Annotated in this window: 18 protein-coding genes; 13 read left to right on the top strand and 5 right to left on the bottom strand. The window is 61.3% G+C overall.

Annotated elements, in window-relative coordinates; genetic code table 11:
* A partial coding sequence (locus EOD15_RS16825; protein WP_127408649.1) for an alpha/beta fold hydrolase occupies nt 1–508 on the bottom strand: 508 nt, incomplete at its 3' end.
* Nucleotides 509–555: 47 nt separating this feature from the next.
* On the opposite strand from EOD15_RS16825, the gene EOD15_RS16820 reads away from it, so the two are divergent.
* Complete coding sequence (locus EOD15_RS16820) at nt 556–1,008, top strand: MarR family transcriptional regulator (protein ID WP_127322531.1); 453 nt, start codon at nt 556–558, stop codon at nt 1,006–1,008.
* An 18-nt stretch (nt 1,009–1,026) separates the two neighbouring features.
* Here EOD15_RS16820 and EOD15_RS16815 read toward each other — a convergent pair whose 3' ends face one another.
* Both EOD15_RS16815 and EOD15_RS16810 read right to left on the bottom strand, forming a co-directional pair.
* A complete protein-coding gene (locus tag EOD15_RS16815; RefSeq protein WP_127322530.1) occupies nt 1,027–1,638 on the bottom strand; it encodes a pyridoxamine 5'-phosphate oxidase family protein in 612 nt (203 codons plus the stop codon).
* A gap of 73 nt (nt 1,639–1,711) precedes the next feature.
* Nucleotides 1,712–2,065: a DUF971 domain-containing protein gene (locus EOD15_RS16810; protein WP_127259328.1), complete on the bottom strand. Its 354-nt coding sequence runs from the start codon at nt 2,063–2,065 to the stop codon at nt 1,712–1,714.
* 199 nt (nt 2,066–2,264) lie between these two features.
* On the opposite strand from EOD15_RS16810, the gene moaA reads away from it, so the two are divergent.
* The 12 genes from moaA to EOD15_RS16750 all read left to right on the top strand — a co-directional run bounded on the left by moaA (nt 2,265) and on the right by EOD15_RS16750 (nt 11,548).
* Nucleotides 2,265–3,260, top strand: a complete 996-nt coding sequence (gene moaA, locus EOD15_RS16805; protein WP_127270849.1) for a GTP 3',8-cyclase MoaA — start codon at nt 2,265–2,267, stop codon at nt 3,258–3,260.
* An 88-nt stretch (nt 3,261–3,348) separates the two neighbouring features.
* On the top strand, nt 3,349–3,783 hold the full coding sequence (locus tag EOD15_RS16800; RefSeq protein WP_245463688.1) for a hypothetical protein: 435 nt from the start codon (nt 3,349–3,351) through the stop codon (nt 3,781–3,783).
* 120 nt (nt 3,784–3,903) lie between these two features.
* Nucleotides 3,904–4,263, top strand: a complete 360-nt coding sequence (locus EOD15_RS16795; protein ID WP_127322839.1) for a hypothetical protein — start codon at nt 3,904–3,906, stop codon at nt 4,261–4,263.
* Between the two features lie 224 nt (nt 4,264–4,487).
* Nucleotides 4,488–5,408 carry a DMT family transporter gene (locus EOD15_RS16790; protein WP_127322838.1) on the top strand — a complete coding sequence of 307 codons (921 nt, stop codon included), beginning with the start codon at nt 4,488–4,490 and terminating at the stop codon, nt 5,406–5,408.
* Between the two features lie 55 nt (nt 5,409–5,463).
* Nucleotides 5,464–6,090 carry a molybdenum cofactor guanylyltransferase MobA gene (gene mobA / locus EOD15_RS16785; RefSeq protein WP_127408648.1) on the top strand — a complete coding sequence of 209 codons (627 nt, stop codon included), beginning with the start codon at nt 5,464–5,466 and terminating at the stop codon, nt 6,088–6,090.
* Nucleotides 6,087–6,596: a molybdopterin-guanine dinucleotide biosynthesis protein B gene (gene mobB, locus EOD15_RS16780; RefSeq protein ID WP_127269775.1), complete on the top strand. Its 510-nt coding sequence runs from the start codon at nt 6,087–6,089 to the stop codon at nt 6,594–6,596. Before mobA ends, mobB begins: the two co-directional genes overlap by 4 nt.
* Nucleotides 6,597–6,753: 157 nt before the next feature.
* Nucleotides 6,754–7,539 (top strand): ABC transporter substrate-binding protein, encoded by a 786-nt coding sequence (locus EOD15_RS16775; protein WP_027036615.1) that lies wholly within the window; start codon nt 6,754–6,756, stop codon nt 7,537–7,539.
* 76 nt (nt 7,540–7,615) lie between these two features.
* Nucleotides 7,616–8,335 carry an ABC transporter permease gene (locus EOD15_RS16770; protein ID WP_127297297.1) on the top strand — a complete coding sequence of 240 codons (720 nt, stop codon included), beginning with the start codon at nt 7,616–7,618 and terminating at the stop codon, nt 8,333–8,335.
* The gene (locus tag EOD15_RS16765) at nt 8,332–9,153 is read left to right on the top strand and encodes an ABC transporter permease (RefSeq protein ID WP_127322082.1); all 822 of its coding nucleotides are present in this window, start codon (nt 8,332–8,334) and stop codon (nt 9,151–9,153) included. The genes EOD15_RS16770 and EOD15_RS16765 overlap by 4 nt, the downstream gene beginning before the upstream one ends.
* A 108-nt stretch (nt 9,154–9,261) precedes the next feature.
* The gene (locus EOD15_RS16760) at nt 9,262–10,131 is read left to right on the top strand and encodes an NAD(P)-dependent oxidoreductase (RefSeq protein WP_127322083.1); all 870 of its coding nucleotides are present in this window, start codon (nt 9,262–9,264) and stop codon (nt 10,129–10,131) included.
* Between the two features lie 9 nt (nt 10,132–10,140).
* Nucleotides 10,141–10,845 (top strand): DNA alkylation repair protein, encoded by a 705-nt coding sequence (locus EOD15_RS16755; RefSeq protein ID WP_127322084.1) that lies wholly within the window; start codon nt 10,141–10,143, stop codon nt 10,843–10,845.
* 133 nt (nt 10,846–10,978) lie between these two features.
* Nucleotides 10,979–11,548 carry a DUF3299 domain-containing protein gene (locus EOD15_RS16750; RefSeq protein ID WP_127322085.1) on the top strand — a complete coding sequence of 190 codons (570 nt, stop codon included), beginning with the start codon at nt 10,979–10,981 and terminating at the stop codon, nt 11,546–11,548.
* A gap of 27 nt (nt 11,549–11,575) precedes the next feature.
* Here the strand turns inward: EOD15_RS16750 and EOD15_RS16745 are convergent, their stop codons facing one another.
* Both EOD15_RS16745 and EOD15_RS16740 read right to left on the bottom strand, forming a co-directional pair.
* Complete coding sequence (locus EOD15_RS16745; protein ID WP_006205209.1) at nt 11,576–12,067, bottom strand: Lrp/AsnC family transcriptional regulator; 492 nt, start codon at nt 12,065–12,067, stop codon at nt 11,576–11,578.
* Nucleotides 12,068–12,176: 109 nt separating this feature from the next.
* Nucleotides 12,177–12,441 (bottom strand): uracil-DNA glycosylase family protein (locus tag EOD15_RS16740; RefSeq protein ID WP_348629427.1); only part of this gene is annotated, 265 nt, incomplete at its 5' end.

Raw genomic sequence — 12,441 nt, 5'->3', positions numbered from 1 at the left:
AACCGGCGATGGCGTTGGCGGCGACGGCGCCGCCGAAGGAATGGCCGACCGCTGCCACGAAGGGGCCGAACCATTCGCCGGCAACCCGCACCGCATCCACCGCATTGACCATGTTCAAGCGCCGGCCCTGCGACTGGCCGTGGCCGGGCAGGTCAAGCGAAACGACCCGGTGGCCGGCGGCGCGATAACCTTCGATCAAGGCGCGCATATATTCGGTGCGCGAGCGCCAGCCATGGACGACGAGCACCGTGCCGGCGGCCGCCCTGCCCGGCTCCGGGCGGAACTCGTGCACCATGACGCAGCCGGTCGCGGTCTTCAGCCGGTGATGACGCGCCTCGGTCATGAACCCGGCCGCACGGTCGACAGCACGGCGCTCGCCATCGCTGAGCGCCTTGACATTCGGGGTGCGGCAGAACAATTCGAACGCTGCGCGTCCGCTAAGCCGCGGCGCGACACGCTCTGCCGCACCGAACACGCTCCGGATGACCTTCAGCCCGAATGATGCCATAGTGAAAATCCATCCATACGTTCAAGCATGAACATAATAGTTCAAAGATGAACAATACACAAGAGCTGCCTTGGGATAACCCGCGTTTCCGCAACTGGGTCGCGGTGGCGCGCGCCTGCCATGTGCTGGAGCGCACGCTGGCGGTGAAGCTTGCGCCGCTCGATTTGAAACCGGCGCAGCTCGACGTGCTGATGAACCTCTATCGCCACCCCGGCATGTCGCAGCACGATCTTGCCCGCAAGCTGCTCGTCGGCCGTTCCAACATCACCATGCTTTTGCCGCAGCTGGAAGCGCGTGGCCTGCTGCGCCGCGAAGGCGACGAGAAGGACAAGCGCATCCTGCGGCTCGCGCTCACCGAGGCCGGCGAGGCGCTGTTGATGCAGGCGCTGAAAGTGCACATGGCGCTGATAGAGAAGGCGATGAGCCAGTCTACGCCGGAACAATGTGACATGATCGGCGAGCAGATGCGCAAGATCTATGATGTGCTGAAAGAGGCGTGAGGGCTTTTCAGCCCAAACCTACCACATCGTCTTCTTCGCCCGCTCCGGCCATTCCTTGTCGTAGGTTTCGCCGTCGATGTTCCTGCGGCTGGTGATCTCCAGGATCTGTCCGGGGGTCGGCAGCAACTTCGGGTCGACATGCCTTGCTGCGTTCCAGAGCTCGGAGCGGACGATGGCCCGGGCGCATTGGAAATAGACCGAATCGATGTCGATGACGGTCACCGATCGAGCCGCCTTGCCTTCCACCGTGAATGACGCGCACAGCGCTGTATCCGTTGTAACATGAGCGCGGCCATTGATGCGCAGCGTCGTGCCCGAACCAGGTACCAGGAACAGCAGCCCAACACGTGGGTCGCGGATAATGTTTTTCAGCGAATCGGCGCGGTTGTTGCCGCGACGGTCCGGCATCATCAGCGTTTTCGGATCATGGATGCGCACAAAGCCGGCGAGATCGCCGCGCGGCGAGCAATCAAGCCCCTCCGGCCCGCTGGTCGCCAGCGCGACAAAGGGCGAGGCTTCGATAAAGGCGGCATATTCGGGAATGATTTGGTCGAGTTCCTTGACCAGCGAGGCCTCGCCTGGAACCCCATAGAGCGCCTCGAGCTGCTCGACCGTGGTGATGACGGACATGTTTTCGCCTCCGAACCTTTGCCGGCGCTACGCCATCTCGATGACGTTTTGACGACAGCGAGGGGAATCAATTTTAGCGGTCCCGGCTCAGGCCCTTTTCCGCAAGCTCCGCGAGATAGGCCTCCCAGCGCGCATCCTTCTCGTGGCCGAGCGTATGCAGGTAATTCCAGGTGAAGATGCCGGTGTCGTGGAAATCGTCGAAGGTGATGCGCACGGCGTAGTTGCCGACCGGCTCTATCTTGAGGATTGCCACATTGCGCTTGCCGGGGACCGTCACCCGCTGTTCGGGCGAATGGCCTTGCACTTCGGCCGATGGCGAGGCGACGCGCAGCAGTTCCGCCGGTAATTCGAATGGATGGTGGTCGGGAAAGGTGACGGACAGAAGTTTGCGGTCCTTGGAGACCCTGAGCTCTTTCGGTGCGGTCATGCTGTTCGATCCCGTCTCATCCGCCCTTCCCTACGCCGCTTCGCCAAACGGGAAAAGGCCTGATGAGACCGACCGACATGCGATGTCGGCTGAGAGATGTTACCAAAGATCGAGAGGCGCTATCTTGAATGGCAGGCCGGATCGTATCACATAGCGGTATATAACGAAGCCGTTCACGGCCAAGGGAAGCGCTTGAAGCATGGACATGATTGATCCTTTCGGCCGCACGATCAGCTATCTCCGCGTGTCGGTCACCGACCGCTGCGATTTCCGCTGCACCTATTGCATGGCCGAGGACATGGCCTTCCTGCCGAAGAAGGACCTGCTGTCGCTGGAAGAGCTTGACCGGCTGTGCACGGTTTTCATCGAAAAAGGCGTAAGGCGCTTGCGCCTCACCGGCGGTGAGCCACTGGTGCGCAAGAACATCATGCATCTCGTGCGCCAGCTCTCGCGGCATCTCGCCAGCGGCGCGCTGGAAGAGCTGACGCTGACCACCAACGGCTCGCAGCTGTCGCGCTTTGCCGCCGAACTCGCCGATTGCGGCGTCAAGCGCATCAACGTGTCGCTCGATACGCTGGATGCCGACAAGTTCCACAAGATCACCCGCTGGGGCCATCTCGACAAGGTCATGCAAGGCATCGATGCCGCGCAGGCGGCGGGGCTGAAGGTCAAGCTCAACGCGGTGGCGCTGAAGGATTTCAACGACGCCGAACTGCCCGAGATGATGCGCTGGGCGCATGGCCGCGGCATGGACCTGACGGTCATCGAAACCATGCCGATGGGCGAGATCGATGCCGACCGCACCGACCAGTATCTGCCGCTGTCGCTGCTGCGCGCGTCGCTGGAACGCCAGTTCACGCTGACCGACATTCCCTTCAAGACCGGCGGCCCGGCCCGCTATGTCCAGGTCGCCGAGACTGGCGGACGGCTCGGCTTCATCACGCCGATGACGCATAATTTCTGCGAAAGCTGCAACCGCGTCCGGCTGACCTGCACCGGCACCCTCTATATGTGCCTGGGCCAGGAAGATGCCGCCGACCTGCGCGCGCCCTTGCGCGCCTCCGAAGGCAACGAGCTGGTCGCCGATGCAATAGACGAAGCCATCGGCCGCAAGCCCAAGGGCCACGACTTCATCATCGACCGCCGCACCAGCCGCCCATCGGTGTCACGCCATATGAGCGTCACCGGCGGCTGATCTTTTCGTGAAATTCATGCAAGATCGCTTCGGATCATGACTCGAGGCGAGCATGCGGCTGCACTCTTCATTCCTGGCGATTGCGACAATGGCAGCAAGCAGTGCGGTCGCCGCGCCGTTCACTTATGTGAACGAGCGCTTCGGCACCGTCTGCACCTTTCCCGACGAGATCTTCACCGATCGCCAGCCGGAGCCCGATAATGGCGACGGACAGCAATGGCTGAGCGCCGATGGCGCCAGCCTGATCTGCTCCGGCATCCTCAACATAGACAACGATACGCCGAAGGGCTTTGTGGCGGCCGAGAAGGCCAGCGATGAAGCCGGCTACAAGGTGACCTATGGCAAGGCCGGCAGCGATTGGGCGGTGCTGTCGGGCGTTAAGGATGGAAAGATGTTTTACGAGCGACGTCTGTTTGGGAGAGACGGTATCATCCGCACGGTCTGGGTCGACTACCCTCCGGCCCTGAAGTCGAAATACGACCCGCTGGTCGGCGCCGTTGCCGGCAGTCTCAAGGGGTCGTGAAAGTTTCGGACCACACCCCAGAAAAAGTCTTGTTCGCGAACCACAGCCGGATTTACGGCCAGTCTGTTCCAACCTACCCTTTCCCTGGAAGCGGATCTTCGCTCACAGGGGGAATACACCATGCGCAAACTCGTTCTTTCTCTAGCCTTGCTTGGTCTCGCGACCGTGCCCGCTGCGGCCCAGTCGATCGGCGGCACTTATACGGTCGCCGGCACCAACTTCGACGGCTCTGCCTATGGCGGCGAGGCAACCATCACGCTGACCAGCGGGACGACCTGCGCGATCCATTGGGAAACCGGTGGCTCATCTTCCGACGGCATCTGCATGCGCAACGATGATGCCTTCTCGGCCGGCTATGTCATGGGCAAGGATATCGGCCTCGTCGTCTACAAGATGACGGACGACGGCTCGTTGCATGGTCTGTGGACCATCGCCGGCAAGGAAGGCAATGGCACCGAGGTGCTGACGCCGAAGAAGTAAGTCTGCCGCCATTGCAGGTGGTCTTCTGAGCCACAAACAAGGCTGTGGCCCAGCCCTTTGCTGTTGCTGTTTCACGCCCGGCTGTTACAGGCTTGCTGCCTAAAGCGCGTCGCGTTTGAACGGATTCAGGCGACGCGCTTTAGGTCTTTGTTTCTTAGGCGTGTCGTTTCCCCAAAACCGAGGTCACTTTTGGGCGACATGCTTTAGCAGAACCGGTAGCCGTCTTGCCCCTGTCACCAAATATTCGCGGCGCGTTGTTCATGATGGTGGCGATGGCCGGCTTCTGCCTCAACGATGCCATCACCAAATACTCGTCACAATCGATGAACATGGCGCAGGTCATGTTGATCCGTGGGGCTTTCGCTTCGCTTTTCGTCGGCTTGCTCGCCTGGCAGCGCGGCGCGCTCGCCCGCTCGGGTTCGATGCTGCAGCCTCTGGTGGCCCTGCGCGTGATCAGCGAGGCCGGTGCCACGGTGAGTTTTCTCGTCGCCCTCGCCCATTTGCCGATCGCCAATGTTTCGGCGGTGCTGCAGGCGCTGCCACTGGCGGTGACGATGGGGGCCGCACTCGTCTTTGGCGAAGCTGTCGGCTGGCGGCGCTGGCTGGCCATCGCCATCGGATTTGCCGGCGTGCTGATTATCGTTCGGCCTGGCTTCGAAGGGTTCAGCATCTACTCGCTGGCGGCGCTGGCCAGCGTTGCCTGTTGTGCGGTGCGCGATCTCGCCACCAAGCGAATCCCGGAGGCCATTCCGACATTGCTGGTGTCGACGGCAACCGCGCTTGCCATGACCATCGTCGGTGCGGCGCTGTTGCCGGCAATGGGCGGCTGGACGCCGATGACGAGGGACAGCACAGCCCTGCTGGCCTTGGCCGCGGTGCTGGTGGTGATCGGCTACCAGTTCATCATCATGCCGATGCGGGCGGGCGACATCTCCTTCATCGCGCCGTTCCGCTATACGGCCCTGATCTGGTCGATCCTGCTTGGCCTGTTCATCTTCGCCGATATCCCCGATCCGCCGATGATCGTCGGCGCCACCATCATCATCGGCTCCGGCCTTTATGCGCTCTACCGCGAGCGTGTGGTCGGCCGGCGAAAGATCGTCGCCGAAAGCACGGGGCCGACAATGGTGCCTGACGGAATCTAGCCAGATCATTGAAGGTTCTTGTGATTTCCGACGGCTGGCGTACAGGCTTCGTGGCATGAAGCGAGACATTGCGGGGATCATCCTGGCCGGTGGCCAGTCGAGACGGATGGGCGGTGGCGACAAGAGCCTGTTGCCGCTTGGCGATGGCTGCCTGCTTGACCAGGTCGTGTCGCGCTTCACCCCGCAAATAGAATCGCTGGCGCTCAGCGCCAATGGCGCCCCTGCGCGATTCCTGCGCTTTGGACTGCCGGTGCTTGCCGACAGCGTGCCCGGCTTTGCCGGGCCGCTCGCCGGAATCCTGACCGGCCTCGAATGGGCCGCGGCCAATACGTCTTGCAAAGCGATCGTCAGTGCTGCCGGCGACACGCCTTTCCTGCCGTTGAACCTTGTCGAGCGTCTGGCAGCGGCCGCCGATCGAAGTCCCAGTTCGATTGCCGTAGCCTGCTCGGCCGGCAAGCGGCACCCGACCTTCGCGCTCTGGCCGCTCGGCTGCCGCGATGCCTTGCGGCACTTTCTGGTCGACGAGGATATCAGGCGGGTTTCGGCTTTCATCGACCGGCACGGTTTTGTCGAGGTGGAATTCCCGGTTCTGCAATCGGCGGGGATCGACCCTTTCTTCAACATCAACGAACCGGACGATCTTGTGTCTGCCGAGCGTCTGTTGCAGAGCATCAAGCCATGAACAGACGCGTCTTCGGCATCACCGGCTGGAAGAATTCCGGCAAGACGACTTTGACCGAAAGGCTGGTCACCGAACTTGTCCGGCGCGGCTGGAAGGTGTCGACGGTGAAACACGCCCATCATGATTTCGACATCGACAAACCGGGTGCCGACAGTTTTCGCCACCGGCAGGCCGGCGCCACCGAAGTCGCGATCGTCTCCGGCGTTCGCTGGGCACTGATGCACGAGCTGCGCGGCGAGGATGAGCCGACATTGGAGACTGTCCTGTCGCGGCTTGCCCCTTGCGACCTGGTGCTGGTCGAGGGCTACAAGCGCGAAGCCCACGACAAGATCGAAACCCGCCGGCTGGATGCGAAGGACCGCACGCCGCTTTCGGCGGAGGATCCCAACATCGTCGCTGTCGCCGCCGATTTTGCGATTGAAGGCGAGCAGCTGCCGGTATTCGATCTCGACGATGCAAAATCGATAGCCGACTTCATCGAGCGCACCACCGGGCTCGTTGCTTGAGCGCTGACGCAACGGCAGAATAGCCTTGCCCATTTTTACGGTTTTGCAGTTGCTTTTTTCTTGGAAAGAGTGGGAGTATCGCGCCAGCGGGCGGTCAAAAGCACCGCCCCACAGAGCCGTTCGGAACGACGGCCGGGACCATAAAGAGAGGACCATCATGCGTATTTCACTGCGTATCGCGCTTGCCGCATCGGCCGCGCTGCTGACGCTCGGCGTCGCCCAGGCCCAGGAAAAGACCCTGAGGATCGGCACCGAAGGCGCCTACCCACCCTTCAACAACCTTACCGCCGATGGCCAGCTCGTAGGCTTCGACATCGACATCGCCAAGGCGCTTTGTGATGAGATGAAGGTCAAGTGCACCTTCGTCGCCCAGGATTGGGACGGCATCATTCCCGCCCTTCAGGCCGGCAAGTTCGACGCCATCGTCGCCTCGATGTCGATCACGCCGGAGCGGATGGAAAAGGTCGATTTCTCGCACAAATACTACAACACGCCGTCGGCGCTCGCCGTGCCGAAGGACAGCACGCTGAAAGGCGTGACCAAGGAAGACCTCGCCGGCAAGACCATCGGCGTCGCCACCACCACGACGCATTTCAACTATGCCTCGAAGACCTACACCGACAGCACCGTGAAGGGCTATCCGAGCAGCCCCGAGGAGCAGGCAGATCTTGCCAATGGTCGTCTCGACGCCATCGAGGACGATATCGTCGTGCTGCAGCAGTTTCTGGATTCGCCTGATGGCGCCTGCTGCAAGATCCTCGGCCAGCCGTCGCCGCAGCCGGTCGAGATCTTCGGGCCTGGCGCCGGCATTGCCGTGCGCAAGGGCGAAACCGACCTGGTCAACAAGCTCAACTCGGCCATCGACGCCATTCGCGCCAATGGAAAATACAAGGAAATCAACGACAAGTACTTCAAGTTCGACGTCTACGGCGCCGAGTCCTGATAAGGTCAAGACGGCGGGGAATTTCCCCGCCGTCCTTCTATTCATCTCAGGAATGCCGTGGAGATAAGACCGGTCGATGCCAGCCCAGAGCATATGGACACTTCTCAGTTGGGGACCCGAAGGCTGGCTTGACGATATTGCCTATGGCGCACTGATCACCATTGCGCTTGCGCTTGCCACGCTGCCGATCGGATTGACGATCGGCTTTTTCATTGCCCTCGCCAAGCAGTCCGAAGAACCATCGCTGCGCCTTGCCGCCAACATCTACACCACGGTCTTTCGCGGCCTGCCGGAACTGGTGACGCTTTTCCTGTTCTTCTTCGGCATGCCGATCCTGCTGCAGCATCTCGTCAGGTATTTCCGGCCGGACACCACCATCGACGTCAACAGCTTCGTCGCCGGCATGATCGTGCTTGCGCTGATCTTCTCGTCCTATGCCAGCGAGGTTTTTCTTTCCGCCTTCCGCGCCATTCCCAAAGGCCAGTATGAAGGCGGCTATGCCATTGGTCTTTCGAACTGGCTGACCATGCGCAAGGTGATCGTGCCGCAGCTGCTGCGCATCGCGTTCCCCGGCCTGGAAAACTGCTGGCTCAGCCTGCTCAAGGACACGTCGCTGGTGTCGGTCGTCGGCCTGGCCGAGACGCTGCGCAATGCCAGCATTGCCGCCCGCGTCACCAAGCATGCTTTCCTGTTCTTCGGTGTCGCCTCGCTGGTCTTTCTTGGCCTGGCCGTCCTGTCGTCCTTCGCCACCAGCGCGATCCTGCGCTCGCTTGGCCGGCGGGAGGCGCAGCGATGAGCGCCGCGGCCACCATGGTCGAACGGCCCCCGCCCCGGGCGCGCGGCTGGCCACGCAGGCGTATTGCCGGTTATGCGCTGGTCTGCCTGTGGATTTTGTTCGGCATTGGCATCGTCAGCTATCTGGTTCTTGCCTGGAACCCTGAGTTCTTCGCCAAATATGCGCCCGCCTATTTGAGCGGGCTTGGGGTTACGCTCGCGCTGGTTTCCATATCGATGGTGCTCGGCGCGATTCTGTCGGTGCCCGTCGCTTATGGGCGCATGTCCAAGAACCGGATTCTGTCCGGCCTCGCCTATTGCTACGTCTATTTCTTCCGCGGCACGCCGCTGCTGGTCCAGACCTATCTGGTCTACTACGGATTGGGCTCGTTCCGCGTCGAACTCCAGTCGGTCGGGCTTTGGGATTTTTTCAAGGACGCGTTCAATTGCGGCGTCTTTGCCTTTGCGCTCAACACCGCCGCCTATCAGGCCGAGATTCTGCGCGGCGCCATCGAGAGCGTGCCAAGAGGGCAATGGGAAGGGGCGGCATCGCTTGGCCTGCACAAACTGCAAACCTTGCGCAAGATCATCCTGCCGCAAGCCTTGATCGTCGCCTTGCGGCCCTATGGCAACGAACTGATCCTGATGGTCAAGGCTTCCGCCATCGTCGCCATCATCACGGTCTATGATCTGATGGGCAATGCCAAGCTCGCCTTCGCCAACTCGTTCGACATCCAGGCCTATATCTGGGTCGCGCTCGTCTATCTGGTGATGGTCGAGATATTGCGTCATGGCGTCGAATGGATCGAGCGCCGGATCACCGTTCACCTGAAACGCTGACTATTTTCAAATTCAGCTGCACCAGTCGATCCTGCCCTGCGCATCTTGACGAATTGCGCGCAGAGCCTAGACGTCTCGCAGCAAATTCCGTTTCTGAAGGGCAAGCTCATGGCATCTGTTGCATTTCTCGGTCTTGGCGTGATGGGCTATCCGATGGCCGGGCACTTGAAGAACAAGGGCGGCCATGACGTGACCGTCTACAACCGCACCAAGGCCAAGGCCGAGCAATGGGTTGGCCAGCATGGCGGTAGCCTTGCGGCGACGCCAGCACAGGCCGCCGAAGGCAAGGATTTTGTCTTCTCCTGTGTCGGCAATGACGACGATTTGCGTTCGGTGACGACCGGTCCGGAAGGCGCCTTCAAATCGATGAAGAAGGGTTCGGTCTTCATCGACAACACCACGGCCTCGGCCGAGGTCGCTCGCGAGCTGGCGGCGGCGGCGCAAGTCGGTGGTTTTTCGTTTCTCGACGCGCCTGTCTCGGGCGGCCAGGCCGGCGCCGAGAACGGCGTGCTGACCGTCATGGTCGGCGGCGAGCAGGACGCTTTCGACAAAGCGAAGCCTGTCATCGACGCCTTTGCCCGCATGGTCGGCTTGATGGGATCGGCCGGTGCCGGCCAGCTCACCAAGATGATCAACCAGATCACAATAGCCGGGCTCGTCCAGGGCCTGGCCGAAGGCATCCATTTCGGCAAGAAGGCCGGGCTCGACATCGAGAAGGTGATCGAGGTGATTTCCAAGGGTGCCGCCGGCTCCTGGCAGATGGAGAACCGCCACAAGACGATGAACGCCGGCAAATATGATTTCGGCTTCGCCGTCGACTGGATGCGCAAGGATCTCGGCATCTGCCTGGCCGAGGCCGACCGCAATGGCGCCAGACTGCCGGTCACCGCACTCGTCGACCAGTTCTACAAGGATGTGCAGGCGATGGGCGGCAAGCGCTGGGACACGTCCTCGCTGCTCGCCCGTCTCGAGAAATAGGTTTCCGCGGTGCCAGAGCTCTCGCCTCAATCCAGTGCTGCAGAAATCGTCGCCCATCTGCGCGCTATCGGATCGGAGGAGAACCGCCTCGGCATGTTGCGCTACGGCATCAAGATCGACCGTGCACTTGGTATCACGCACGGCATGCAGCGGCAGATCGCCAGGAAGATCAAACGCAACCACGAGCGCGCCTTCGAGCTATGGGACACCGGCATCATGGAGGCGCAATTCATCGCCTCCGTCACGGCTGACCCGAAACGGTTTTCTGCTGAAGATGCAAGACGATGGGCGGCTAGTTTCGACTCCTGGGACATCGTCGACGGCGTCTCGGATCTCTTTGTCGATACGGACGCCTGGAAAGAACTGATCGCCGAGTTTGCGGCCGATGAGCGGGAGTTCGTTCGGCGCACGGCCTTCGCCATGATGGCCTGGTCCGTCGTCCACCGGAAGAAGGAGCCAGGGGCGACCTTCCTCTCCTTCCTGCCGATCATCGAAACGCATGCGAACGACAGCCGCAATTTCGTGAAGAAGGCCGTGAACTGGGCGCTTCGGTCGATCGGCAAACGATCGATGGACATGCACGGCGCTGCCCTGGCTGCCGCCGAACGGCTGGCGCAGTCGGCCGACAGGACGGCGCGCTGGATCGGCAAGGACGCGGTAAGGGAGCTGTCCAATGCCAAGACGCTGGCGCGGATCGCCGCAAGGAAAGGCTGACGGCGCGGAAACCCGCTTTCCGGCATGTCTGGATCTCGCCGACATGTGATGCGGCTGCCGACATGTGATGCGGCGGGAGCGTTGACGTCGCTGACGGCGGCGTCTTTACTTGAGCTTCAAAGGGACGCGGCCAATGAGCAATCCTCTGAAATCAACCATAATGCTCGCAACTGCGTTGTTTGTGTCCGCTGCCGCCGATGCCGCGGCCGAGACCGCGCACATATTCTGGAAGGATCTGCGTCCGGCAACGCAATCCGCCGCCGAAAACGTCGGGCTGCCGATGATCGCGGCAAAATTGCCCGACCATGGCGAGACGCTGTCCGTCAATCTTCAGGACAAAAGCATTCAGCTAGCCGGCTACGCATTGCCGGTCGATCGCGACGGCGATCTCGTCTATCAGTTCCTGCTGGTGCCGTGGACGGGTGCGTGCAGCCACATGCCGACGCCCCCGCCCAACCAGATTGTCTTGGTCACGCCGGCCCGTCCCTACAAAATGTCCGAGGCGTATCAGCCTGTCGCGGTCACCGGCGCGCTGAAGCCGGACATGGAGAAGAGCCAGCTGTTCATCCTCGACGGCGTCAGCGTCATCCAGTCTGGCTACAGCGTGCGCAAGGCAAACGTCGTCGCGGTCGGCAGCGTGCCGGACACCGTCACGCTGCCGGTGAATTCGCCCTGGAGTTTCCTCAACAAAAAGAAGAACTAAGCGGGACGACCTTGTGTGACGTCCAGCTCAGGCAGCGTTGGCACCCGATTCCTTGTCCAGCACCATGTAGTCGAGCGGGATTTCGGTCGTGTACTTGATCTGCTCCATGGCGAAGGACGACGACACGTCGCGGATTTCGATCTTGGCGATCAGCCGCTTGTAGAAGGCGTCATAAGCGGCGATGTCGGGCACCACGACGCGCAGGAGATAGTCGACGTCGCCGCTCATGCGGTAGAACTCGACCACCTCGGGAAACTCCTGGATGACTTCCGAGAAACGCCGCAGCCATTCATGGCTGTGCGAATTGGTGCGGATCGACACGAAGACGGTGACGCGCACATTGACCTTTTCATGGTCGAGAATGGCAACGCGCCGCTTGATGACGCCCTCCTCCTCGAGCTTCTGGATGCGCCGCCAGCAAGGCGTCGTCGACAGCCCGACTTTCTTGGCGACGTCGGCGACCGCGAGTGTCGCGTCCTCCTGCAAAAGGCGGAGGATTTTTCTATCGAGGCGGTCCATATTTTGCTCCCCAGGGGAATAGATTGGCTATACTCCCCCTTATTCCGACCTTTCACAAGAAAGAAATTCTGCCAATTGATGGAAAAGCGAGTGATTTCTTGCTGAAAGATCATCTGAGGCGATAGCGGATTTCCGAACGCAGAAAAGGCAGCAAATCCATTTCAAACCATGGATTCTTCTTCAGCCAGCCGGTGTTGCGCCACGAGGGATGCGGCAGCGGCAGCACTTTCGGACCGACGGAATTCTCCCAGATGGAGCGCCAGTCCATGACCGTTTCCGTCAGGGAGGGCCGGCGCGCCGCACCCATATGCCAGGACTGCGCATAGATGCCGATTGTCAGCACCAGATCGATCCGCGGCATCGAGGCCATCAGG

Source organism: Mesorhizobium sp. M7A.T.Ca.US.000.02.2.1, assembly GCF_003996995.1.
Classification (GTDB): domain Bacteria; phylum Pseudomonadota; class Alphaproteobacteria; order Rhizobiales; family Rhizobiaceae; genus Mesorhizobium.
Note: the sequence above shows the minus strand (reverse complement) of the source record. Positions and strands in the feature narration are given on the sequence as shown.